A 22,612-nucleotide genomic window follows, 5' to 3' on the forward strand; every position below is an offset into this window, starting at 1 on the left:
TTTATATCATTATAGCGCAGCCAATAATCTTAGATCTTTTAAGTTTTTTTATATACATGACTATATTTTTCGCCAAACAGCTAAAAGTTTTCCCTGCAAGATAACTTCTTCTTGGTTCAATTGAATTGGCTCATACGCATTGTTAGCGGCCTCTAAAAATATTTTATTATTTCTTTTAAAAAAATATTTTAAAGTTGTCCCTAAACCTGGAACTAATGCTGAAACAATAGTTCCGTTTCTTACACTAGATGAATCATTAATTGGCTCCATTAGAACCATATCTCCATCAGCGATACAAGCATCTATCATTGAATCACCATTAACACTGAGTGCAAAAACATTTTTCTTTGTAAGCACATCTGAAATATCTAAATTTTCATTAACATCGCTATAAGTTTCAATTAGACCACCAGCAGCTACAGAACCTAAAATTGGTACTCCTTCAACAATCTCATCAACTATTTGCATTGTTCTGGCTTTACCTTCTTGCCAGGAAATATATCCTTTGTCTTGTAAGTGCTTTAAACGACTTTGAATTGGAGCAGGAGATTTTAGCCCCATTGCTTGCATCATCTGTCTGATTGAAGGACTATGTTGGAATTTTTTCATATAATCCTTTATCCATCCATACAGCTCATGCTGAGCAGCTGTTAAATCATTTTCTGAAATTTGGACCATTAAAACAAATGTACTCTAATACATTTGTACCTTTTATCATATCATCAGGCAAGTTTTTATTGGAGTAAGCATGCAAGCAATGCCTGTTGAGCATGCATTCTGTTCTCTGCCTGATCAAATATTCTACTGTTTTTGCTTTCAATCACTTGATCTGTAATCTCTTTTTCTCTGTATGCAGGAAGACAATGCAATACAATCGCATTTACAGCAGCTTTCTTTAGCAAATAATCGTTAATACAAAAGTCCTTAAAATCTTTATCTTTTTCTTCTTTTTGATTTTCTTCCCCCATTGATGACCAAACATCGGTATATAAAACGTTTGCACCTGAAACCGCAGAGATTGGATCATTAGTTATTTTTAACATCTCCGTATTATTAGTTATATCTACTGACTTTTTAATTATTGATGAATCTGGTTCGTAACCTTTTGGACAAGCTATTCTAATCTCTACTCCCAATAGAGCACCATTCAAAATAAGGGAATTAGCTACATTATTACCATCACCAATAAAAGTTATAACCACATCTTTAAGTTCTCCAAATTCCTCTTTAATGGTAAGAAAGTCAGCTATTGCTTGGCATGGATGCTCTAAATCTGTAAGAGCATTTATTACTGGCTTTGTTGACCATTTAGCGTACTCTTCTAAATTAGATTGATTAAAAGTTCTTACTGCGATTGCATCACAATATCTACTTAAAACTCGTGCAGTATCTTTAATTGGCTCACCTCTATTTATTTGTGAAGTTGTAGGATTTAGATCAATAGTGGTTCCTCCAAGCCTAGACATGGCAACTTGAAAACTGACTCGTGTACGTGTGGAAGATTTATCAAAAATTAATCCCAAAACTTTATTCTTAAGATTAATATTTAGATCTTTATTTTTAAAGCTTCTTGCAATATCTAAGATTTGTATAGCTTCTTCTTTTGTCATATCTAAGCTTGACAAAAAATTCCTACTAGCAAGCTTTTTTGGTTTAATCATCAATCCCTATCTTGTGAGCCAATTCTACTATGCGGGCATTTTGCTTTCTGCTAAGAGATTTTTGAGATCCTCCCCTTCTATAACTTCTTCTTGGAGGATTTTTTGAGAAATCGATTCCAGAAGAGGTAAATTATTCCTCAAAATATTAAGTGCAGTTTCATGCGCATCATCAACTAAATCTCTAACCTCTTTATCTATTGCTTGAGCAGTAGCATCACTAACAGATCTCCTAGGATTATTACCATTACCTAGAAACTGACCGCCACCTTGTTTATCGTAAGCAAGCGGGCCAAGAATATCACTCATTCCAAATGTACCAACCATTTGTTCCGCTATATCGGTTGCTCTTTGTAAATCATTTGAAGCTCCCGTAGTAATCTTTCCAAAAACTACCTCTTCAGCAGATCTTCCTCCAAGAAGTGTAGCTATTTGTCCTTTTAATTCTTCTTTTGAATTTAAGAATCTTTCTTCAGTTGGCAATTGAAGAGTATAACCAAGTGCACTCATACCTCTTGGTACAATAGAAATCTTTGCAACTTTTGAACCTCCAGGCATAAGGTGACCAACTATTGCATGACCAACTTCGTGATAAGCAACGACTTTCTTTTCATCATCTTGCAAAACACGACTCTTCTTTTCCAAACCAGCAACAACTCTCTCTATCGCTTCACTTAAATCTTGTTGTTCTACACTTTTTCTTTTGGCTCTTGCTGCAAGTAAAGCAGCTTCATTTACCATATTAGCTAAATCAGCTCCTGCGAATCCACTAGTAGCTTGAGCAATTGAATCTAAGTCAATTGAATCTGCAAGTTTAACTTTTTTTGTGTAGATCTCTAATATGGTTTTTCTACCTGATAAATCTGGTCTATCAACTAGAACTTGTCTGTCAAATCTTCCTGGTCTTAAAAGTGCCGCGTCAAGCACTTCAGGTTGGTTTGTGGCGGCTAATACTATAACTGGTTTATCTGCGGATGCAAAACCATCCATCTCAGTAAGAAGCTGGTTTAGAGTTTGTTCTCTCTCATCGTTACCTCCAACAACTCCCATTGAACCAGAACGACTTTTACCAATAGCATCTAGTTCGTCAATAAAGATAATGCATGGAGCTTTTTTCTTGGCCTGTTCAAATAAATCCCTTACTCTTGCTGCACCTGCACCTACAAAAAGTTCAACAAATTCAGAACCAGAAATAATAAAGAAAGGAACTTCTGCTTCACCAGCAACAGCCTTTGAAAGAAGTGTTTTTCCAGTTCCTGGAGGTCCTACAAGAAGTACACCCTTAGGTATTCGTGCTCCTATATCTGTATATCTTTCTGGCTTTTTTAAAAAATCGACTATCTCTGTTAATTCGTCTTTGGCTTCATCAACTCCCGCAACATCGGCAAATGTTACTTTAGATTCATCATCGGGTACATAAACTTTTGCTTTACTTTTAGTGAAACTTAGTGCTCCTTGAGCACCTCCGCCCCCCATACTTCTTCTAGCAAAAAATTGTAAAACAAGTATAAAAATTAATGGTGGCACAACCCAACTTAAGATTGTTGAAAAGATATTAGGCTTCTTTGGAGGAGCAGCAGCGAATTCCACCCCTTTACTTTCTAACCTTTGTGGGAGGTCCATATCAAATATTGGGGTTGTCGCCAATACTGAAGGTGCACCTTCTTCAGCTCCATTTAATTCATATCTTATTTGCTCTTGTGTTATGTATGCTCTCTTAACTTCCCCATCATTCACTTGATCTATAAATAAAGAGTAAGGAACCCTAGGGATTTGCATATTTTGATTCGGAAAGAGGCTACTAAAAAGAAGTAAGGCTCCTACACCTATCAAAATGATATTTACTATTCCAAATCTTTTATTAGGTTGATTATCGTCTTGTCTTATTGGCATGATTGTTATCAATTTTGAACTTATTATAAACTAAACGAAAAGCTTCCGTATCTGTTTTGTTTTTTTGGGTAAGAACCGTACGGTACTATGACCTATAGAAATAAGTATGAAAATTAATTTTCAAATGAACTCTTAACGCAAATATCGTTGCCAATCAAACTAACCTTAGAATCGCTTAATTTAATAATTTCATTCATTTCTCTAAATTCAAAATCTCCAAAGGGGTTCGTACTATTTTCTCCACCTAAAATTTTTGGCGCAATAAAAGTAATGATTTCCTGAATGCAATTAGATTTAATAGCTGCGGTAGCCAATCTAGGGCCACATTCCCACAAAACTTTATTACATCCTCTTTCAGATAGTATTTTTGAAATTAACTCTGGATTATCTGATGATACCTTTTCAACTTCCACACATTTCGGAATCCTTGCAAGGTAGCTTTCATTTGCTGAAGAAGAATCATAAATAACTATAGTTTTTGCCTTATTACAATCCCAAAGATTAGATTTTGAAGGGAGATCTAAACTTTTTGTAAAAACAACTCGCAGAGGCTCAGGATTTTTTGAACCTCTAGTAGTCAAAAGTGGGTTGTCTCTTCTTAATGTGTTTCCACCAATGATTATTGCATCAAATTCTGCTCTAAAAGAGTGAACTAATGACCTTGATTCTTCATTAGTAATCCATTTACTTTTTCCATTTTTTAAAGCTATTCTTCCATCAATACTCATTGCCCATTTAAGAACACCAAAGGCCTTTTTAGTAATATTCCTATGAATGAAAGCTTTATTTAATTCCAAAGATTCTTTCTTACATAATCCTAAGTGAACTTGTATTCCAGCTTCTTTTAGCAGCTTAATACCTCTACCAGAGACTCTTTTATCAGGATCTTCAATAGAGATATATACTTTTTTTATCCCAGAGGATATTACCTTATCTACACATGGAGGTGTTTTACCTTGGTGACAGCAAGGTTCAAGATTTACATACATTGATCCTTCTTTAGCATCTTTTTTTAAATTTTTAAAAGCCATTGCCTCAGCATGGGGCATCCCAGCCTTGTAATGAAATCCTTCTGAAATAAGGTTTCCATTCTTATCAATTATTACTGCTCCCACCCTAGGGTTAGGACTAGTTGTATTTTTGCCTAAAGAAGCCAAAAAAATTGCTCTTTTCATCCATTTTGTATGACTTACATTTTTTTCAGACATCTCAAAAATCAAATTCAGTTTATTGATCTCCACTCTTTAACAACAAAGGGAGGAACAGGTAACTCAGAAAAAACTCCTGACAAAGATAATCTTAATGGTCTATTTTTATCTAAATTTTTAATCAATTCATCAAGATCAAATTCTGCAGCAGCTTGTCTTCCATCATTTGCTAATTCCATATTAAGTAATGTTTTATCATCTAAAAGCCACTGTTTCCTTCCTGATTCAACACTCAAGTCAGTAGGATGATCAATCCTAAGATTTCCTGGATATCCTATTACTCTCAAGATCAATTTATCTGCAAAAAGAGGTGATTTATAAGCTACTAATTGCCAAGTTTCATAGTCCAAGTCCCTTAAAAACTCACTACTAGCATTTATTAATTCCCCATTTATTTCTATTTCTGCAACTTCTGCAGATACTTTTAATGGGTTAAAAATAAAGGATAGTAGTATAATTAGAGTCAAAATTCCTTTTGTAAAAATATTTTTATTTGATTTTGTAATTTTCTTCATTTTCAGAATCCATTAGGGCATCTAGAGTTACAGCTGTTCTTACAATAGCTTGGTACCTTTTAATTATTTTACGATTTTTTTCTATAACTCGAGATAAATTCAAAGTGTCTTTTTCAGAATAGCTAGATGTTAAATCGTTAGAATCTTCTTCAATAAACTCAAATTCACTATCTTTATTAATTAGAGTTAACAATAAATCATGTAATCTCTTTCTTCTTTCTGACAATTAATTTACTATGATAACTCGAACAATAATAAGATAATTTAATAAAACATTCAAACAGTTTAGTTCCTTTTCATTAAATATTGATGACTGAAGTTTATAGAAAAATACATGTCTTAGGTATTAATTCATATGTATTTGAAGATTTACCTCCCAAATTACAAGATCTATTTATAAACACAGAAAATATTGCAGTTCCCAATTCATATTTTGAAGAAATTAAATCATGGAACAAAAATGGTTTAGAAAAAAAGAAATCATTTTTTTCGAGCAACAGTAATAACGAACTTGTTAACTGGCTTAGATATCAAAAAACTGATGTTATTTTAATTTCGAGAGGAGATCCACTTTGGTTTGGAATTGGGAGAATATTACTAGAAAATTTTTCAAAAGATGAATTAAGTTTTTACCCTTCAAATACTTGCATTCAATTAGCATTTAGCAAGTTAAAGATCCCATGGCAAGATACTATTAATGTAAGTGTTCACGGCAGAGATTCCACTAAGTTAGTTGAGGCTCTTAAAGCAAAGCCTTCAAGTTTGGCTATTATTACAGATTCAAATAACAAAAGTTTAGAAATAATCAAAAAAAACTTATCAGAATTAAATCTGATTGACTTCTATGATTTTTGGCTCTGTGAAGAGATAGGCTTTGACAATGAAAAAATAAGAAAATTAAATCTTAAAGTGTCATTGCCCTTGGATATATCAAGTTTGAACATTGTTGTTCTTACAAAAACAAAGAAAAATTATTCAAAGAATAATCTCCCTCTTTTCGGCATCAATGACAGTTTTTTTAAAACTTTTGATGATAGACCAAATTTAATAACTAAAAGGGAGGTTCGCGTTCAAATCTTGGCAGATTTAGAGCTGCCGAAAAATGGTGTCATTTGGGATATAGGAGCAGGTTGTGGGTCAATTGGTTTAGAGGCATTAAAATTAAGGCCTAGTTTAGATTTGTTTTGTATCGATAAAAGGATTGGATCAAAAGCATTAATACGAGAAAACTCAAAAAGGCTTGGCGTTAAACCAAAATTTATTTTTGAGGAAGACATAATTAAAACCTTGAACACTAGAAATTTAAGTTCTTTTGGAAAACCTAATAGATTAGTAATTGGAGGATGTAAAAAAAAGACTAAACTTGAAATTATTAATTCCCTGGCTCAGGATATGAGCATTGGAGATATTATCGTTATCCCAATTATTGACATTCAAACTATTAAAGAGTTGAAAGAGGAATTAGAAGATAAAAATTTCAAAACAAATTTAAATTTAATTCAGACCCATAAAAGCTTAAGTATCGCTGAGGGAATGAGATTAGAACCAAATAATCCTGTTTTTCTATTAAAAGGAAAAAAATAAATTTAAATAGTTGTTATTTGTTAGGTTTAGCCACATGGGGTAAACCCCAACCTAGTTTATTTCTAAGAACCTGGAAAAATTCATGATCTTCAAGTCTAATAAACTTTACTGAGTGTTTACTTTTTCTTATTAAAACTCTATCTTCAGGCCAAACATAACAACCAGCATTTCCATCAACAACCATTACTAACCTTTCAGGAGTTGCAGGGAAAACAGTTACTGGCTCCGAATCATTAAAAACCAATGCCCTAGACGCCAATGAATGTGGGGCAATTGGAGTTAGTTGCACTACTGGGCAATCAGGCGTAATAACTGGGCCTCCAGCACTTAGAGAATAGGCTGTAGATCCAGTTGGAGTAGATAAAATTACTCCATCAGCTGAAATATCTACAGGAGCATGTCGCCCTATAGAAATCTCAAAATGGCACATACTTGTCAGAGGTTCTCTATGCAGAGCCATCTCATTAAGGCAGAGAGACTCCCATCTCCTCTGATCATTTCTCATTACACTAACAATAAAGCAAGTTCTTTCTTCAATATCCCAATTACCAGATATGATTTTATCTATTGCCTCATCAATATTGGATAAATAAGCTTCTGCAAGAAAACCTAAATGACCAGTATTTATTGTAAGGATTGGAATTTTAGCAGGTGCTGTTTGCCTTGCTGCAGAAAGCACTGTTCCGTCTCCGCCAAGAACTATTGCAAATTCCATTGACGAGTTAAACCCCTCGGGGACACAATTCGTATACCCCAAAGGACGAACATGTTGATCAGGATTGGCGAATCCAACCATTCCACCAGAGCTACTAACTCTTAAAACTTCAAAATTGGAATTTTCCAATTTTTTCTGAACAGAACTTGCGGTTTGAACAGCCAGTTCTTTCCCATCATTAACAATTAGCCCTGCTTTACGTACCAATCAAACAACAAAAACTATGACTATATTAAACTAATTTGTTGGACAATCCTAATTTAAATTTTCAATTTATTAGAACTGTTCTAAGAATCTAAGATCATTTGTATAAAATTTTCTGATGTCGTCAATCTGATGTCTTACCATACAAAACCTTTCAACTCCTAATCCAGCTGCGAATCCAGTCCATTTCTCAGAATCTATTCCTAATTTTTCTAAGACCTTCGGATCTACCATTCCACAGCCCATTACTTCTAGCCATTTACCTTTCCATTGAACATCTACTTCTGCAGAAGGTTCAGTAAATGGGAAATAACTAGCTCTAAATCTTACAGGAATATCTCCAAAAAAGGTCTTTAAGAATGTAAGAACTGTTCCTCTTAAATGACTAAAATTAATATCTTGATCGATGCATAAAACCTCAACCTGATTAAATACAGGGGAATGAGTAGCATCTACAGCATCTCTCCTATACACTCTTCCTGGAGCAATAATTCTTACTGGAGGTGGATTATTTTCTAAGTATCTAATCTGAACAGGAGAAGTATGGGTCCTTAAAAGTCGATTTTCATCTAAGTAAAAAGTATCCTGCATATCTCTTGCAGGATGATTCTTGGGTATGTTGAGAGACTCAAAATTATAAAAATCAGTTTCTATTTCAGGACCGCTCTCAACTGAGTATCCTAAACCACAAAAAATATCTATAATCTCATCTTGAGTTGAAATTAAAGGATGTTTATTCCCAGGGGGTGTTCCAATTGGAGGGATAGTTACATCAATTTTTTCGTTTTTAATCTTCTTATCTAAAGCTTCACTGTTCAGTTGATTTTTTCTTTCAGTTATTAATTCTTGCAAATTTATTTTTATTAAATTTGCCTTCTGACCAACAATTGGTCTATCAGTGGCAGATAATTGACCCATTGTTTTCAATATAAGTGACAAATTACCTTTTTTACCTAACAATGAAACTCTCAATTGATCCAGTTCTTCATGAGTATTAGTATTATCTATATTATTTTTTGCTGTTAGAGAAAGATTATTTAGTTTTTCCTCAATTTGACTTAATGATTCAATTTGTCTCACTGATATAGTAAAAATAAGTATTGCTTTATCTTACTTAAATATCGTCCATTAATAAAATGTATTGATTAATGAAACCGTTAAATATATTAATTAGTAATGATGATGGTGTTTTTGCAGCGGGGATAAGAGCTTTAGCAAAATCAGCACAAAAAAGAGGACACAAGGTAAAAGTAGTATGTCCTGACCAAGAAAGATCAGCTACTGGGCATGGGCTTACTTTACAATCTCCATTAAGAGTGGAAAGAGCGGACGAATTATTCGGGGAAGGAATTGAAGCTTGGGGATGTTCGGGCACGCCTGCTGATTGCGTAAAATTGGCACTATCTGAACTCTTGGATACTAAACCTGATCTAGTTCTATCTGGAATAAATCACGGTCCCAATTTAGGAACAGATATTTTTTGTTCAGGAACAGTTGCTGCTGCTATGGAAGGCACTTTAGAAAATGTTCCCTCCATGGCAATAAGTGTAGCTAGTTTTAAATGGAAGAATTTTGAATTTGCTGGAGAAATTGCAATGAATATTGCCGAACAAGCCATTAAGGATAGTTGGCCAGCTTCACTTCTATTAAATTTGAATATACCCCCTTGCGAGAAAAGCAAAATAAAAGAATTATCCTGGACAAGATTATCAGTAAGAAAATATAAAAACCAATTTTCCAAAAGAGAAGACCCTAGGGGTGATGATTATTATTGGTTAGCAGGTGAGGTAGTTTTAGATCTTAAATCAAAAGGTTATGGCCCTAAGAATTGGCCTAGTGATGTATCTCAAATACAAGAAAATAAAATATCGCTTACACCTGTAGAACCAGATTTATTTTGGAGGGGTAATTTACAAGACTTACCTAAAATTAATAATTCATTTATGAATCCTTCTTAAAAGCCATAAAGAAAAGCAAAGTCCAAAGAAATGAGCAGCAATAACTTGGGTATTACTTAGAACTGATAATATTTCAAGTCCAGTAATAGGGATATCAGATGTCGCTGTTATCAATTGTCCAGTCGTTTGAGAGGATGCTTGTATAAATAGAGCCCCCATAAGAGCTTGATATCCAATTAATCCAAACAAAATTCCTAATAAATCAACTATTAGACCTCTTTTTATTAATTTACTGGTTTGTCCTCTTGAGGGTCTTGCATTGCTTGCTATTGCTCTTCCTGTTCTAACTATTAACCAACCTTGCCAAAGACTAAAAAGTAGTAAAATCAAGGATATTGTTGTAAGTGACAAACCAGGCGCCAAGCCAAGCTGACCTTCGCTATTATTTACAACATTTGAAAAAAGCAAAACAGCTGCAACAACAACACCTAAAATGGATTGAATCCAAAAGCGTATCCATCCAATGCGCCGCATTCCAAATGAAAGCGACTGAAAATCAATTTTGTCAGACATTCATTTGATTGAATAAACTATAATCTATTCAAATTTGCCATCAAAATCATAAAATTGCACGTAATCTTTTGATCTCTTTAATATCGCCATCAGAAGTCAAGAATCCTACTTCAATAGCTATTGGAAGTTTTGATGGCCTACATGCTGGCCACAGAAAATTAATAAAAAGTGTTGTTGAAGAAAATCAATATACCCCAACAATTGCTAGCTTCTGGCCTCATCCCAGAGAAGTTCTATACAAAGAGACGCGTCTTAGACTTGATCTCCCTGATGAAAAACTACCTATTCTTGAAGATCTCGGGATTGAACAATTAGTTCTGATTCCTTTTGATAAGGAACTATCCAAATTAAGTGCAGAAATGTTTGTAAGAGATATATTGATAAATCAATTACAGGCAAAAAACATTTCTGTAGGTGCTAATTTTAAATTTGGTTTTAGAAGAAGTGGAGACATAAATACTATAAAAAATACGATTAAAGATACGGACATAAAACTAAAAATTACTCCGATTTTAGAAGACAAAGAAGGTAGAATCAGCAGCAGCAGAATAAGAGATTTATTAGAAAGAAGTGATCTCAAAAATGCTTTCAAAATACTAAATAGGCCTTACAGTTTTAATGGAAAAGTTGTTAAAGGTAAAGGGATTGGGAAAAGTATTGGATGGCCTACAGCAAATCTTGAAATAGATGGCAGAAAATTTTTACCTGGAGAAGGAGTCTACGCAGCTTGGACAACTATAGAAAATTCCAACCAAAAAATTGAATCTGTTATGAATCTTGGCTCTCAACCAACAATAAATCCTTTATTGCCATCTGCAGTTGAAGTTCATTTAATTAATAAAGATATCAATCTATATGGTTTAAAACTATCCGTAGAACCAGTTGAAAAGCTCAGATCTCAAATTCAGTTCAAGAATATAGAACAACTTTCTAATCAAATTAAAAAAGATAGAGATAATGCCCTAAGAATTTTTAAAAACAACAAAAAATAAGTTACAAATGCTGAATTCCAATACTACAAACCCTGAAGATTTAAGAATTTATCAAATTATTGACGCCAATCTAGACAGAGCTAGAGAAGGATTAAGAGTACTAGAGGATTGGGCTAGATTTGGTCTAGGCAAAGAAAAATATGTTGAAAGGATTAAAAATTTTAGACAAATTTTAGGAAGAAATCATTTAGAAGTTTATAAACAATCTAGAAATTATATTGAAGACAAATGCAAAGGATTGACTCATCAAGAGCAAATCAACAGAAAAACCTCTGAGCAAATTATAAGTTCTAATTCAGGCAGAGTTCAAGAAGCATTAAGAGTAATAGAAGAATTCTCAAGGCTACATAATCATGAGCTTTCAAAAATCGCTTCGGAAATTAGATATGAAATTTATACTATAGAAATAGACTTATTAAGTTTAAGCAAGTGTAAGAATTCTGAGAAAATTTTAAAAGAAAATGACTTATATGTAATCACAGATCAAAAGGACAATTTATTAGAAATAATAGAACAGATTTTAATTGCAGGAGTAAGAATCATTCAACATAGATTTAAATCGGGAACTGATAAAGATAATCTTCAAGAAGCAATTCAGATTAAAAATCTATGTAAAAGATATAATTCTTTATTCATTATTAACGACAGACTTGATATAGTTCTAGCTTCTAATGCGGATGGAATTCATCTTGGACAAGATGATTTAGACTTGAAGACCGCAAGAAAATTATTAGGACATTCAAAAATAATTGGTATAAGCGCAAATAATGAAATTGATATTTCTAATGCTCTTAAGAATGGTTGTGATTACATAGGAATAGGACCAGTATTTGAGACAGTAACAAAAAAGAACAAAAAACCGATAGGTATTGAAAAGATCAAAACTTTAACAAAGGATTTAAATATTCCTTGGTTTGCTATCGGAGGAATTAAGTCAAATAATATTTCATATTTAAAAAGAAATGGGTTTAAAAAAATTGCCTTAGTTTCGCAATTAATGAATTCTGAAGATCCTAAAGAAGACGCTATTATGATTTTAAAAGAGTTGTCTCATGAAAATTAAAGTAAATGGAGAAGAAAAAAAAATAGAACTTGATCAAGAAAATGTTTTACTATCTACAGCTCTAAATTTAATGGGATATAAACCTAACACAATTGTCGTAGAGTTAAATAATTTAATTATTAATTCAATAAAATGGGAAAAAGTGAAACTTAAAGATGGGGATAATTTAGAAATCGTTTCAATAGTTGGTGGTGGTTAAAAGATAAAATCTTTATATAATCAAAATCTTCATAATTTTTTAAGTTTAGGCTTGAAACAATAACCCATTTTTCTCTTTTTTCGTTTTATATTCTTATTACTAAAATAAATTGATGAAAGAAAAAGCTGATAACAATTCAAGGTCCTTAAAATGGGAACAGAATGGGGAGTTAGCCCATAAGGATTTATTTGAGCTAATTGAAAGATTAAAGAATGTAGAAAGTGAACATACCTCTTCTGAGTTGTCTAGATTAGGTGCAAAATCAAACTTAATAGATTAAATTTGTTACTTAGATCTTGTCTTTATAAAAATTTGTACCAAATTAAAGTTACTGAATATAAAAATAAATGCCGAAAAGATTTCCAGAATGGGTAAACACTGAAGTCATGATTAAGGCAATGAAGATGCGAGAAGATGGAATACTTTCTAAACAACTAAATTTATGGATAGAAAACCTATTAGAAATAGAAAAAAAGTAAGTATTTAGGAAATACTTTTAATAATTCTCAGAGCAGCCATTGCGGCTCCGTAGCCGTTATCTATATTCATAACCGAAATTCCTGGAGAACAACTTGATAACATACTATTTAATGCAGTTTCTCCATTCTTACTGACTCCGTAGCCTACTGAAACAGGCACTGCAATAATAGGTTGCGCCAGTAACCCTCCCACAACAGTTGCCAAAGCTCCTTCCATTCCAGCGCAAACTATTAATACATCATATTTATTAATTTCTTCTAACTGACTTATTAATCGATGAAGTCCTGCTACTCCAACATCTATAAAAAATTGAGAATTCACTCCATAAATTTCAAGCGCTAATTGTGCTTCAAGTGTTACGGGCAAATCACTTGAGCCTCCCGAAATTATAGCAACTTTTTTATTTGTATTTATTTTATTCAGATTGTTCCCAATTATTAGGCAATTTGCTTCTTCATAGAATCGTGCATCATCATACAAATTCAATAGATAATTAGCCTTTTTACTATTAATCCTAGTTATAAAAACAACCTCATTTTTACTTAATACACTTTCAGATAATCTCTTTAATTGATCGATACTCTTGTCTTGCCCCCAAATAGCCTCAATTAGTCCAAGCCTCTCTCTTCTTTGAAAATCAAACTTGATATCAAAATTCATCTTTGCTTATCTAACTCTCCCTCATAAACTAATTGAAAAGGATTTTTTTCTACTTTTAGAGCAGCTTTAACATTAGCTTCAAATTTTTGTTGGACTACATTTACTTCTGAGATTGGTATGCTTTTCCATAATTTCTTACTTTTCCAATTTACCAATATTAAAGCTTCTTCTTTTTCTTTATCCCAAAATAATTGTCTCCCCAAAAACCCATCTTGAGAAGATAACCATGGCTCCCATATTTCTTGTTCAGCATTCAACCATACTGCTTTTACATCGGCAGGTACTTTAAGTCTTAATTCCTCTATGACCATTTCACTTTGATACTTATCCATTGTAAGAGCTTTTAAATTGGGAATATCAGATTGAAAAATTAAAACTACTAAGCAAATTAATAATAAACAAAAACTTTGGAATTTTTTTTTCAAATGTAAATTAAATCTCATTTTTTCTCAAGTAGAACTACTGAATGGCAACTTATACCCTCTTCTCTCCCTTCAGGACCCAATTTTTCATTTGTGGTTGCTTTAATCCCAATTAAATTTTCATCAATATTTAAGATTTCAGAAATGTTTTTTTTCATTAGTTTTATATGTGGCATGATTTTTGGCCTTTCAGCGACAAGAACACTATCAATATTATTTATTTCCCAACCATCTTGTCTTATCAAGTCAATTACTTTTGATAACAAAAACAAACTATCAGCATTTTTCCATTTTTCATCAGATGGGGGGAAATACTTTCCTATGTCTCCCAAAGAAAGTGCGCCCAATAATGCATCCATTATTGAGTGAATTAAAACATCAGCATCACTATGACCATCCAATCCTAAATCATCAGGATGATTCAATTTCACACCTCCAATAATTAAATCTCTATCCTCTACTAGTTTGTGAATATCGTATCCATTTCCAATACGTAACTGTGGGTATTTTCTTGTCATATCAATAGACTTGAAGTATCTTTGAACGACTTAAAACTAATTTAAAACTCCAGATGTATTTTTTATTTAACATTTAATGTAACTTTTGTCTTGTAATTCCATAATTTTAACAATAAAAGAACCCCATAATCACATCAAAAAAAAATTACCCTAAATTTCGTACATGCAGAAATTTTTTACTTTAATTATTAGGAATAAATAATAAAGATTAAGTATCAATGTTTTCCTCTTTAAAATAATCAAATACAGTACAGTTTTTATAAGAATTCATATGATGGGTTCCCAAAATATCACTGAAAAAATCAGGCGTAATTTCACAAACATACTCTCTTTGAAAACTATTTTTTGTTAAATCTTTAATTCTATAAATTTTTGATGATTTTCCATACAAGTTAAATGCTTGCGATTGAGATACCAAATAAATATCATTTATATCTGTTAATAAACCCCCCATCCTTGCGCTGGAACTATCAATAATTAATGGATTGCATGAATGTTCAATCCATTCTGAACTAACGGGATTATCACTAAAATAAGCGAACAATTCTGAATTATTTTCAAGAGAATTAGATGAATCTTTAGTAAAAAATAACCACCATCTATCTCCATATTGAAATATTGTTCCATCGACAGCAACAATATTATCAAATATAACCCTTTCTAATTCCCACTCAAAAGGAAACTTTTTGGATTTATACAATCTTAAATCTTTATTTTCTGATGATTCAGGAAGCATATAAAAATTATCAAGATATTTAAAAACGAAAGGATATGAGAGATGAAAATCTTCATCTATAGATTCTCCAAGATAATTTGCGGCATTTTTTTCTAAAAGATAAGCAGAAATAGTACCTTTTCTTTTAATAAACGAATAATTTTCAAGAAAACAAAAATATTGCCCTTTATGTTCAATAACAAAAGGATCAGAAAGAAAACAGTTTTTGGGATTTCTTATTTTTATACTTCTATAAAAAACGGCATTTTTCCAGTGAGAGAAGGTAAACGAAACTCCCCATCTGTAAAACTTTCTAAGAATTTTCCTTCTATAAAACTTAGAAAATAAATAAGTTATGAAGTAATTTAAATATGCTAATTGATCCCTAATTCTTGGAACACTATATAGTCTCTTACTATATGGAATAGACTCTAAGATATCAGGTAAACAATCATTTTTAGCAATATCAGAAAGTAATTCCTGCATATAAAAATAAGATTTTTTAAAAACATTGTATTGATTTTCAAAATAAGTTTTTTGTGTATGAAAATTCCCTTTTTTTAAAACTTTTCCACCATCTAACTCTTCGGTAAGAATTTGAATAATAAATCCTGTAGTATCTTTCTTTTCTAAAACTTCCCAAAAACATGCTGGGCCACCTCTATTAACATTATTATCAGCATGATGAAATGAAATTATCCCAAATAAGGAGGAATCAAGTATATCTCCTTTTAGAATTCCTGATCCCATTCTAATTAACAACTTTAAATCTAATTCCTTAATTTTTGTAATGTCATCTTTTTTATATCTAAAAATAAAACCAGATTTTGAGACCTCTGGTGTGATAAATATAGTCTTTAAAAATTTGTTACTAATAAGAAATTGATTTTTTGTAAATTCTAATTTTTTATTGATTTTTAAAGACAAATATCGATCTATTCTAGTTAAAAATCTAAATAAAATTCTCCTTAAGGAACCTCTAAAACCATGATATTTAATTCTTGATTTAGTAGTGGAAAAGTTTATTTGTTGAACAATCAACAAGGATAGCTCAATATTATTTTGCTTTTCAATCCAATTTATCAATTCATAGTTATGATTAGAAATTTTTTCAGAATCTACAATTATGCCTATTTTCATTTAGTAAAAAAATCTTTAAATTCTAATATCTTCTAATATTATTTAATACTAAAGATTTATTTTTTGATGGATATTAACTTTGTGTAACTTAAAGATGAATTGCATTCCAATTATGCAGCGTTGTAATTAGTTTGTGACATATCAGTTACTCAAACCTTATTATAAATCCCAGTTATAACTACCAGTCAGGGTAATTATAATATTCATTATCTATTCTAAATTTCATGAATTGATTATATTCTTTTATTATTCTCTTACTTTGTGGGGATTTTTTGTAGTTTTCATTGGAAATTAAGTCACTTCTTCTCTCCAATGTTCTTTCAATACTTTTTCTTGTTCTCCACGATTTAATCTCTTCATGATTACCGCTTACTAAAATATCAGGCACTTTCATATCTCTAAAAGTTAACGGCCTCGTATATTGAGGATATTCCAATAAAGAAGAATTATGACTCTCATCCACTAAGGAGTCTGGATCACCAAGAGTTCCTGGTAATAATCTAGTCAAACCGTTAATTATTGAGATAGCGGGTATTTCACCTCCAGAAAGGACGTAATCGCCAATCGATATCTCTTCATCAGCTAAACATCTAATTCTTTCATCAAAACCTTCATATTGACCACAAATAATTATTATTTGATTCAAAGTGGACCATCTCGCAAGATCCTTTTGCTTTAAGACTTTACCCTGTGGGGTCATCAACAAAGTTTTACTTTTAGGTGTTTTTCTAATTGATTCATATGCCTTATAAATAGGTTCAGGTTTTAGTACCATACCTGCTCCTCCTCCATAAGGCTTATCATCTACTTGTTTGTAAGACCCTTCACCATATTCTCTTAAATCATGTAATTTTAAATCGATCAAATTCTTATCTAGAGCTCTTGTTATGACCCCTGAATTATTTATCAATTCAAAAGCTTTAGGGAACAATGTAATTACATCAAAATTAAAACTACTCATCTAGAAATCTTCCTCATAACCAAACTCAATTAACCTTGATTCTTTTTTTCTCCAATTTGGAACAACTTTCACAAACAATTCCAGATGAACTGGACCATCAATCAATTTTGACATATTTGATCTTGCTGACTGACCAATAATTTTTAACATTGAACCTTTCTTTCCAATAAGAATGCCTTTTTGAGTTGATCTTTCAACAATAATGGTAGCCAAAATAGCTGTAAAACTTTTGCCATTTTTTCTTTTCATTTCCTCTATCTTTTCTATCTTTACTGCAACACTATGAGGGACTTCTTCTCTTGTATTTATTAATACCTGCTCTCTTACTAAATCAGATAATAAATTATCTAATGGTTGGTCGCATATCGTCTCTTCGCCATAAAGTTTTGGTCCCTCTGGAAGAAAATTAAGTGCCATATCGACTAGTTCAGAACATCCTTCTCCTTGAGAAGCACTTATAATTTGAAATTTTCTATTAATTCCAAAAAATCTTCTATATTGATTTATACGTAAATTCCTAAATTCTTTATTAACCAAATCCCACTTATTCAGTGCAACAATAAAATCAGTTTTATTTGCGATTAAAAAGTTCAATATATATTCATCACCTCTACCAGGTTCTTCACTTGAATCAATTACAAAAATAACCATATCAACTCCATTAATTGCAGATTTTGCGTTTTTTACTAATATTTCTCCAAGTCGATGATGAGGTTTATGAACACCTGGTGTATCGACAAAAATTATTTGCCCATTTTCTGTAGTAAGTATCCCTTTTAATTTATTTCTAGTAGTTTGCGCTATTGGAGAAGTAATTGTTATTTTTTCTCCAATCAATTTATTTATTAAAGTAGATTTACCCACATTTGGTCTTCCTAGTAAAGTTACAAACCCAGATCTATAATTAGTCAAAGACTTTTAATGCATCAATAATAAAATTCTGATCAAAAATGAAAAAAAAAACCATAAATTTAAAGGAAGCTTCTTTTACGCAAGCAATAAATATATCCACTCAATGGTGTAAAGAGTGGGGTGAAGATTTACTCAGCGAAGAGGTTTTAGCAGATCGAATTGCAGAGCTAATTAAAACAAGAAATGGACTCAGAGGATTTTTTGCGTACGCTTTATCAGATAAAGATTGTTTTTTGTTAGATAAACTTCCTTTTTCACTAATTTACAAACTGAATGAAGGTGGGGATGCTGTAACAGACATAGTATTAAAAAATTTAATAATGAGTTCAGCTCAAATTATTATTCATCGAAGAGATAATAATCATGAATATGAGATAACATCAGAAAATATTTCAAGCAGATGTAAAGCTATTTTGAGACTACTTGAAACTAAGTCAGTTATAAAGTTTGTTAATCAAGTCCTCAGAGACCTAGATACTATGGGAAATAGTTTTGATAATTCAGTAAAATATGACTCAGAGCAAAAGGAATTTATAAAAAAACAAATTTTTGATATCGCCCAATAAAAAAGCGTAGAAATAAATCTACGCTTTTAATTAGAAAATTAAGTAATTATTAGTCTCTTCTTCCACCGCCTTGGAGAGCAATCATTAATCTCAATATAAAAACAAAAAGATTTATATAAGTTAAATACATACCTAAAGCTCCTGCAAGGTATTGATCATCATTATATCTTCTTGGCATTGTATAGAAATCAACGAAAGACATTGCAACAAATAAGACAGTTCCAAATCCTGCAATTATCAATTCGAGTCCTGAACCTCCAAAAACTCCTGGAGCAAAGAATCCTCCAATCAATTGAACAAACATTGCTATGAGCAGTCCTATCAACCCAAGACCAACTACCCCACTAAGTGCTTGACCAACACTATCGCTCATTCTTTGGCCAGTGTAAGAGGCAATAACGAATGTTATACCTGTAGCTAAAGCAGCTGTTCCTACCGAACCAATACCAATTGTTCCTATTGCCAAAGCAACTATTCCACTTAAGGTAAATCCTGTTAACAAGCTAAATCCTGTTAGCAAAGGCAAGGCCTTTGCATTATTTGCATTATTAGCAGCACTTGTGGCTATAAAAAATAAAATCAACTCTGCAATTAAAGCAACTATTGAAAGAGGTTGGAAAAGCCCAGGATTTGTTGCTATAAGTGAGACACCTGCTAAAACACCTAAAGAAGTTAGAACCATACCTCCACCGACATAGGGTAGAGCTTTTTGAACAACATTAGGTCCAACAATTGCACTAGTTTGTGCTTCACGAATAGCTTGATTGAAATTACTACTTGCTGGCATTTTTTTTATTAAATATGCACCTATTCTACTTGATTTTTAAAATTTCAGGGTACGGATCTCCAGAGTTATAAAGTTATTTATAACCCTCAATAATTTTCTGAACTAAAGGATGACGAACTACATCATCAACAGTTAAAAAACAAAACTTTATACCTTCAGTTTCAGAAAAAATTCTTGATGCTTCAATAAGGCCGCTTTCCTGATCTTTTTTTAAATCAATTTGAGTAATATCTCCATTTACAACCATTTTTGATCTTTCACCTAATCTTGTTAAAAACATCCTCATTTGAGAGCAAGTTGTATTTTGTGCTTCATCTAAAATGACCAAAGAGTTATCCAAGGTTCTGCCTCTCATAAATGCTAATGGTGCAACTTCAATAATTCCTTTATCGATTAACGAATTTGTTCTATCAAATCCGAAAATACTATGTAAAGAATCAAATAGGGGTCTTAAATATGGATCCACTTTTTGTTGTAAATCCCCAGGCAAGAATCCCAAGCTTTCGCCAGCTTCCACAGCTGGTCTAGTTAGAACAATTCTTTCTATTTTTTTCTCGTTTAATAGTCTTGCTGCGCAAACAGTTGCCAAAAATGTCTTACCAGTTCCAGCTGGACCAATTGCAAAGGTAAGATCAAAGTTTTCAATCGATTCAACATATTCTTTTTGCCTTATAGTTCTTGGTCTTAAGTATCTTCCTTCTTTGGAACGGGCAAGAACTTTTTTCCCAAGTTCAGCATGTGAAGATGACTCTCCCATATTTAAAGAGCTTAGAGCTGCTTTAAGATCTACCTCTGGAACTTCTAATCCTTGTTCCCAAATGGGTCTTGTCAGCTCTACTAGGGCTGAAGCTCTCTCTATCTTAGATATGACACCGTTCATCTCTAATTGTAAGCCTCTAATAGTTAAAGAAACTCCTGTAAGTGACTCAAACTTTTTTAAAAAAGAATTACCAGGTCCAGATAATGCTGTAGCAGCATCAGAGTTTGGCAAATCAATTGTGAAGTTACCAGTTTTGGAAACTTCTTTCATTTAGTTATTGTAAAAGAATAAAAATTAGTCAAAACACTAACTTTCAGCTTCATCACTAACGCTTTCAGCTTTACTACTATCATTCTCTTCGTCTTTAGTCTTAGCTTTAGCTATTTTTTCCTTTTCTAACTTTGCCTTACCAATTGCGATAGAGGGCCTCTCTATTTTTTCTAACAACCCTCCTTTTTCTAATAAAGTTCTAACCACATCAGTGGGCTGAGCGCCCTGTGTAAGTCTTGTTCTTAAAGCTTCTGTGTCAAGCCTAGTTTCTTTAGTTCTTGGGTTATAAAAACCTAGTTCTTGCAGAGGTTTACCATCTCTTCTGGAAGTACTATTGCATGCGACAATTCTGAAACTTGCCTCTTTTTTCTTTCCAAAGCGCTTAAGGCGCAACTTAATCATCTTAAATTAATTAGTTTTTAATAATAATATCATTTAAAGGTAAAAAATTAGAAACTATAAATCAGCAAACCCTTTTTTCTTTTTATTATTTTTCTGTTTTTTCATCGGCTTATTACTACCCATTCCTCCCATTCCTCCCATTCCAGGCATTCCTCCCATTCCAGGCATTCCTCCCATTCCAGGCATTCCTCCCATTCCAGGCATTCCTCCATTCGACATTTGTTTCATAAAACCTCTCATTCTTTGAAAATCAGCTAATACTTTATCTACATCTTTTGCTTCATAACCACTACCCTGAGCAATCCTTTGTCTTCTGGAAGGCTGAGCAGCAAGGACTTCAGGTTTTTGTTTCTCCTCAAGAGTCATTGATGAAATCATAGATTCTATTTTCTTAAGCTGATCTTCTCCATCTTTTATCATCCCATCGTCGATTTTATTCATACCAGGTATTAATTTTATTAATCCACCAAGTGAGCCCATCCTTTTTATTAATCTCATTTGCTTAACAAAATCATTAAAGTCAAAAGTTGCTTCTTGAAGTTTCTTTTGCATAGCTTCTGCATCAGCAAGCTCGACTTCCTTTTGTGCTTTTTCAACAAGTGTTAATACATCACCCATTCCTAAAATTCGGCTAGCCATTCTTTCTGGATGGAATGGTTGCAGTGCCTCTATCTTTTCGCCTACACCTATGAATTTGATAGGTTTACCACTTATTTTTCTTATTGATAAAGCCGCTCCTCCTCTAGAGTCGCCATCCAACTTAGTTAGTATCGCCCCTGAAATTCCTACTTTTTCATGAAAAGACTTTGTCAAATCAGCAGCTTCTTGCCCAATCATAGAATCAACAACAAGCAAAACTTCATCAGGATTAGAAACTTCCTTTATCCGAACCATTTCACTCATCATTGAATCATCAATTTGCAATCTTCCTGCAGTATCAATAATGATCGAGTTAAAATTATTTTCACTCGCATAATTCAATGCGTCCTTCGTTATCTCTTCTGGTTTGCTATTTTTCTCTTTTGCTGAAAAAACTTCTAAGTCGTATTGACTTCCTAATGTTTTAAGTTGTTCTACAGCTGCTGGCCGATAAATATCTGCAGCCACCAAAAGAACTTTTTTTTCTTTTTCCTTCAAATAAAGGCCTAATTTTCCTGTTGCAGTTGTTTTACCAGCTCCCTGAAGTCCAGCCATTAAAATAACAGTGGGACTATTTTTATTTTCGTTTAATGGAGAATTTTCATTCCCCATAATGTTAATCAATTCTTTATTTACAACTTCTATAAATTTTTGACCTGGGTTTACACCCCTAACTACTTCTTCTCCGATAGCTTTATCTTTAACATCTGATATAAAATCTTTTACTACAGACAAACTAACATCGGCATCAAGAAGTGCTCTTTTTACCTGATTCAAGGCATCATTAATATTATTTTCACTAATTTTTGCTTCGCCTTTTAAACCTTTTACTGCGTCTTCAAAGCGTGATGAGAGTTCATCAAACATTATTAAAAAGA

At 32.4% G+C, this 22,612-nt stretch carries 27 protein-coding genes; 8 read left to right on the forward strand and 19 right to left on the reverse strand.

Annotation, left to right across the window (positions count from 1 at the left end; translation table 11 throughout):
- Positions 1 to 60: 60 nt before the first annotated feature.
- From lexA to HA146_RS07100, 6 genes are all read right to left on the reverse strand, one after another.
- Positions 61 to 678: a transcriptional repressor LexA gene (gene lexA / locus HA146_RS07075; RefSeq protein WP_209108864.1), complete on the reverse strand. Its 618-nt coding sequence runs from the start codon at positions 676 to 678 to the stop codon at positions 61 to 63.
- 56 nt (positions 679 to 734) lie between these two features.
- Positions 735 to 1,661, reverse strand: coding sequence for an ornithine carbamoyltransferase (gene argF, locus HA146_RS07080; protein WP_209108865.1), 927 nt, complete (start codon positions 1,659 to 1,661; stop codon positions 735 to 737).
- 27 nt (positions 1,662 to 1,688) lie between these two features.
- Complete coding sequence (ftsH, locus tag HA146_RS07085; protein WP_209108866.1) at positions 1,689 to 3,551, reverse strand: ATP-dependent zinc metalloprotease FtsH; 1,863 nt, start codon at positions 3,549 to 3,551, stop codon at positions 1,689 to 1,691.
- A gap of 113 nt (positions 3,552 to 3,664) precedes the next feature.
- On the reverse strand, positions 3,665 to 4,759 hold the full coding sequence (gene ribD / locus HA146_RS07090) for a bifunctional diaminohydroxyphosphoribosylaminopyrimidine deaminase/5-amino-6-(5-phosphoribosylamino)uracil reductase RibD (protein ID WP_209108867.1): 1,095 nt from the start codon (positions 4,757 to 4,759) through the stop codon (positions 3,665 to 3,667).
- Positions 4,760 to 4,773: 14 nt separating this feature from the next.
- On the reverse strand, positions 4,774 to 5,274 hold the full coding sequence (locus tag HA146_RS07095; protein WP_209108868.1) for a DUF3122 domain-containing protein: 501 nt from the start codon (positions 5,272 to 5,274) through the stop codon (positions 4,774 to 4,776).
- Positions 5,249 to 5,500: a hypothetical protein gene (locus HA146_RS07100; RefSeq protein WP_025946244.1), complete on the reverse strand. Its 252-nt coding sequence runs from the start codon at positions 5,498 to 5,500 to the stop codon at positions 5,249 to 5,251. Before HA146_RS07100 ends, HA146_RS07095 begins: the two co-directional genes overlap by 26 nt.
- An 83-nt stretch (positions 5,501 to 5,583) precedes the next feature.
- Here HA146_RS07100 and cbiT point away from each other — a divergent pair, with 83 nt between their 5' ends.
- Positions 5,584 to 6,858 carry a precorrin-6Y C5,15-methyltransferase (decarboxylating) subunit CbiT gene (gene cbiT / locus HA146_RS07105; protein WP_209108869.1) on the forward strand — a complete coding sequence of 425 codons (1,275 nt, stop codon included), beginning with the start codon at positions 5,584 to 5,586 and terminating at the stop codon, positions 6,856 to 6,858.
- 13 nt (positions 6,859 to 6,871) lie between these two features.
- Here the strand turns inward: cbiT and HA146_RS07110 are convergent, their stop codons facing one another.
- Together HA146_RS07110 and pheS are read right to left on the reverse strand one after the other, a co-directional pair.
- Positions 6,872 to 7,780, reverse strand: a complete 909-nt coding sequence (locus HA146_RS07110; RefSeq protein ID WP_209108870.1) for an NAD(+) kinase — start codon at positions 7,778 to 7,780, stop codon at positions 6,872 to 6,874.
- Between the two features lie 69 nt (positions 7,781 to 7,849).
- Complete coding sequence (gene pheS, locus HA146_RS07115) at positions 7,850 to 8,857, reverse strand: phenylalanine--tRNA ligase subunit alpha (protein WP_209108871.1); 1,008 nt, start codon at positions 8,855 to 8,857, stop codon at positions 7,850 to 7,852.
- 68 nt (positions 8,858 to 8,925) lie between these two features.
- Here pheS and surE point away from each other — a divergent pair, with 68 nt between their 5' ends.
- The gene (gene surE, locus HA146_RS07120; protein ID WP_209108872.1) at positions 8,926 to 9,735 is read left to right on the forward strand and encodes a 5'/3'-nucleotidase SurE; all 810 of its coding nucleotides are present in this window, start codon (positions 8,926 to 8,928) and stop codon (positions 9,733 to 9,735) included.
- On the opposite strand, the gene HA146_RS07125 is transcribed toward surE, so the two are convergent.
- Positions 9,715 to 10,248, reverse strand: a complete 534-nt coding sequence (locus HA146_RS07125; protein ID WP_209108873.1) for a DUF3611 family protein — start codon at positions 10,246 to 10,248, stop codon at positions 9,715 to 9,717. The genes surE and HA146_RS07125 overlap by 21 nt on opposite strands.
- Positions 10,249 to 10,316: 68 nt before the next feature.
- Between HA146_RS07125 and HA146_RS07130 the strand changes: the two genes are divergently transcribed.
- The 5 genes from HA146_RS07130 to HA146_RS09655 all read left to right on the forward strand — a co-directional run bounded on the left by HA146_RS07130 (position 10,317) and on the right by HA146_RS09655 (position 12,981).
- Positions 10,317 to 11,240 carry a bifunctional riboflavin kinase/FAD synthetase gene (locus HA146_RS07130; RefSeq protein ID WP_209108874.1) on the forward strand — a complete coding sequence of 308 codons (924 nt, stop codon included), beginning with the start codon at positions 10,317 to 10,319 and terminating at the stop codon, positions 11,238 to 11,240.
- Positions 11,241 to 11,247: 7 nt separating this feature from the next.
- Entirely contained in the window at positions 11,248 to 12,303 is a 1,056-nt protein-coding gene (locus HA146_RS07135) for a thiamine phosphate synthase (protein ID WP_209108875.1), read from the forward strand.
- Complete coding sequence (thiS, locus tag HA146_RS07140; RefSeq protein WP_209108876.1) at positions 12,293 to 12,502, forward strand: sulfur carrier protein ThiS; 210 nt, start codon at positions 12,293 to 12,295, stop codon at positions 12,500 to 12,502. Before HA146_RS07135 ends, thiS begins: the two co-directional genes overlap by 11 nt.
- A 112-nt stretch (positions 12,503 to 12,614) precedes the next feature.
- The gene (locus HA146_RS07145) at positions 12,615 to 12,782 is read left to right on the forward strand and encodes a hypothetical protein (RefSeq protein ID WP_209108877.1); all 168 of its coding nucleotides are present in this window, start codon (positions 12,615 to 12,617) and stop codon (positions 12,780 to 12,782) included.
- A gap of 67 nt (positions 12,783 to 12,849) precedes the next feature.
- Entirely contained in the window at positions 12,850 to 12,981 is a 132-nt protein-coding gene (locus HA146_RS09655) for a hypothetical protein (RefSeq protein WP_257469913.1), read from the forward strand.
- A 4-nt stretch (positions 12,982 to 12,985) separates the two neighbouring features.
- Here HA146_RS09655 and larB read toward each other — a convergent pair whose 3' ends face one another.
- The 6 genes from larB to era all read right to left on the reverse strand — a co-directional run bounded on the left by larB (position 12,986) and on the right by era (position 18,310).
- On the reverse strand, positions 12,986 to 13,642 hold the full coding sequence (gene larB / locus HA146_RS07150) for a nickel pincer cofactor biosynthesis protein LarB (RefSeq protein ID WP_209108878.1): 657 nt from the start codon (positions 13,640 to 13,642) through the stop codon (positions 12,986 to 12,988).
- Entirely contained in the window at positions 13,639 to 14,085 is a 447-nt protein-coding gene (locus tag HA146_RS07155; RefSeq protein WP_209108879.1) for a TIGR03792 family protein, read from the reverse strand. Before HA146_RS07155 ends, larB begins: the two co-directional genes overlap by 4 nt.
- The gene (ispF, locus tag HA146_RS07160) at positions 14,082 to 14,582 is read right to left on the reverse strand and encodes a 2-C-methyl-D-erythritol 2,4-cyclodiphosphate synthase (protein ID WP_209108880.1); all 501 of its coding nucleotides are present in this window, start codon (positions 14,580 to 14,582) and stop codon (positions 14,082 to 14,084) included. Before ispF ends, HA146_RS07155 begins: the two co-directional genes overlap by 4 nt.
- A 208-nt stretch (positions 14,583 to 14,790) precedes the next feature.
- Positions 14,791 to 16,437 (reverse strand): glucosamine inositolphosphorylceramide transferase family protein, encoded by a 1,647-nt coding sequence (locus HA146_RS07165; protein WP_209108881.1) that lies wholly within the window; start codon positions 16,435 to 16,437, stop codon positions 14,791 to 14,793.
- A 178-nt stretch (positions 16,438 to 16,615) separates the two neighbouring features.
- The gene (gene trmD, locus HA146_RS07170) at positions 16,616 to 17,398 is read right to left on the reverse strand and encodes a tRNA (guanosine(37)-N1)-methyltransferase TrmD (protein WP_209108882.1); all 783 of its coding nucleotides are present in this window, start codon (positions 17,396 to 17,398) and stop codon (positions 16,616 to 16,618) included.
- A complete protein-coding gene (gene era / locus HA146_RS07175; RefSeq protein ID WP_209108883.1) occupies positions 17,399 to 18,310 on the reverse strand; it encodes a GTPase Era in 912 nt (303 codons plus the stop codon).
- Between the two features lie 38 nt (positions 18,311 to 18,348).
- Here era and HA146_RS07180 point away from each other — a divergent pair, with 38 nt between their 5' ends.
- Positions 18,349 to 18,876, forward strand: coding sequence for a hypothetical protein (locus tag HA146_RS07180; RefSeq protein WP_209108884.1), 528 nt, complete (start codon positions 18,349 to 18,351; stop codon positions 18,874 to 18,876).
- Between the two features lie 49 nt (positions 18,877 to 18,925).
- Here HA146_RS07180 and HA146_RS07185 read toward each other — a convergent pair whose 3' ends face one another.
- From HA146_RS07185 to ffh, 4 genes are all read right to left on the reverse strand, one after another.
- Positions 18,926 to 19,663 (reverse strand): Bax inhibitor-1/YccA family protein, encoded by a 738-nt coding sequence (locus tag HA146_RS07185; RefSeq protein ID WP_209108885.1) that lies wholly within the window; start codon positions 19,661 to 19,663, stop codon positions 18,926 to 18,928.
- A 73-nt stretch (positions 19,664 to 19,736) separates the two neighbouring features.
- Complete coding sequence (locus HA146_RS07190; protein ID WP_209108886.1) at positions 19,737 to 20,693, reverse strand: PhoH family protein; 957 nt, start codon at positions 20,691 to 20,693, stop codon at positions 19,737 to 19,739.
- A 36-nt stretch (positions 20,694 to 20,729) separates the two neighbouring features.
- Complete coding sequence (gene rpsP, locus HA146_RS07195) at positions 20,730 to 21,095, reverse strand: 30S ribosomal protein S16 (protein ID WP_209108887.1); 366 nt, start codon at positions 21,093 to 21,095, stop codon at positions 20,730 to 20,732.
- 54 nt (positions 21,096 to 21,149) lie between these two features.
- A complete protein-coding gene (gene ffh / locus HA146_RS07200; RefSeq protein WP_209108888.1) occupies positions 21,150 to 22,601 on the reverse strand; it encodes a signal recognition particle protein in 1,452 nt (483 codons plus the stop codon).
- Positions 22,602 to 22,612 lie beyond the last annotated feature (11 nt).

The sequence above is a fragment of the Prochlorococcus marinus CUG1416 genome (genome assembly GCF_017695965.1).
Classification (GTDB): domain Bacteria; phylum Cyanobacteriota; class Cyanobacteriia; order PCC-6307; family Cyanobiaceae; genus Prochlorococcus_A.

Coding starts and splice junctions, on each gene's coding strand:
- ribD (WP_209108867.1), bottom strand. CDS start 4,759: ATGTCTGAAAAAAATGTAAGTCATACAAAATGGATGAAAAGAGCAATT.
- lexA (WP_209108864.1), bottom strand. CDS start 678: ATGGTCCAAATTTCAGAAAATGATTTAACAGCTGCTCAGCATGAGCTG.
- HA146_RS07190 (WP_209108886.1), bottom strand. CDS start 20,693: ATGAAAGAAGTTTCCAAAACTGGTAACTTCACAATTGATTTGCCAAAC.
- HA146_RS07155 (WP_209108879.1), bottom strand. CDS start 14,085: ATGAGATTTAATTTACATTTGAAAAAAAAATTCCAAAGTTTTTGTTTA.
- HA146_RS07165 (WP_209108881.1), bottom strand. CDS start 16,437: ATGAAAATAGGCATAATTGTAGATTCTGAAAAAATTTCTAATCATAAC.
- HA146_RS07180 (WP_209108884.1), top strand. CDS start 18,349: ATGAAAAAAAAAACCATAAATTTAAAGGAAGCTTCTTTTACGCAAGCA.
- ispF (WP_209108880.1), bottom strand. CDS start 14,582: ATGACAAGAAAATACCCACAGTTACGTATTGGAAATGGATACGATATT.
- HA146_RS09655 (WP_257469913.1), top strand. CDS start 12,850: ATGCCGAAAAGATTTCCAGAATGGGTAAACACTGAAGTCATGATTAAG.
- argF (WP_209108865.1), bottom strand. CDS start 1,661: ATGATTAAACCAAAAAAGCTTGCTAGTAGGAATTTTTTGTCAAGCTTA.
- ftsH (WP_209108866.1), bottom strand. CDS start 3,551: ATGCCAATAAGACAAGACGATAATCAACCTAATAAAAGATTTGGAATA.
- ffh (WP_209108888.1), bottom strand. CDS start 22,601: ATGTTTGATGAACTCTCATCACGCTTTGAAGACGCAGTAAAAGGTTTA.
- HA146_RS07145 (WP_209108877.1), top strand. CDS start 12,615: ATGAAAGAAAAAGCTGATAACAATTCAAGGTCCTTAAAATGGGAACAG.
- cbiT (WP_209108869.1), top strand. CDS start 5,584: ATGACTGAAGTTTATAGAAAAATACATGTCTTAGGTATTAATTCATAT.
- thiS (WP_209108876.1), top strand. CDS start 12,293: ATGAAAATTAAAGTAAATGGAGAAGAAAAAAAAATAGAACTTGATCAA.
- surE (WP_209108872.1), top strand. CDS start 8,926: ATGAAACCGTTAAATATATTAATTAGTAATGATGATGGTGTTTTTGCA.
- HA146_RS07095 (WP_209108868.1), bottom strand. CDS start 5,274: ATGAAGAAAATTACAAAATCAAATAAAAATATTTTTACAAAAGGAATT.
- rpsP (WP_209108887.1), bottom strand. CDS start 21,095: ATGATTAAGTTGCGCCTTAAGCGCTTTGGAAAGAAAAAAGAGGCAAGT.
- trmD (WP_209108882.1), bottom strand. CDS start 17,398: ATGAGTAGTTTTAATTTTGATGTAATTACATTGTTCCCTAAAGCTTTT.
- larB (WP_209108878.1), bottom strand. CDS start 13,642: ATGAATTTTGATATCAAGTTTGATTTTCAAAGAAGAGAGAGGCTTGGA.
- HA146_RS07185 (WP_209108885.1), bottom strand. CDS start 19,663: ATGCCAGCAAGTAGTAATTTCAATCAAGCTATTCGTGAAGCACAAACT.
- HA146_RS07135 (WP_209108875.1), top strand. CDS start 11,248: ATGCTGAATTCCAATACTACAAACCCTGAAGATTTAAGAATTTATCAA.
- HA146_RS07125 (WP_209108873.1), bottom strand. CDS start 10,248: ATGTCTGACAAAATTGATTTTCAGTCGCTTTCATTTGGAATGCGGCGC.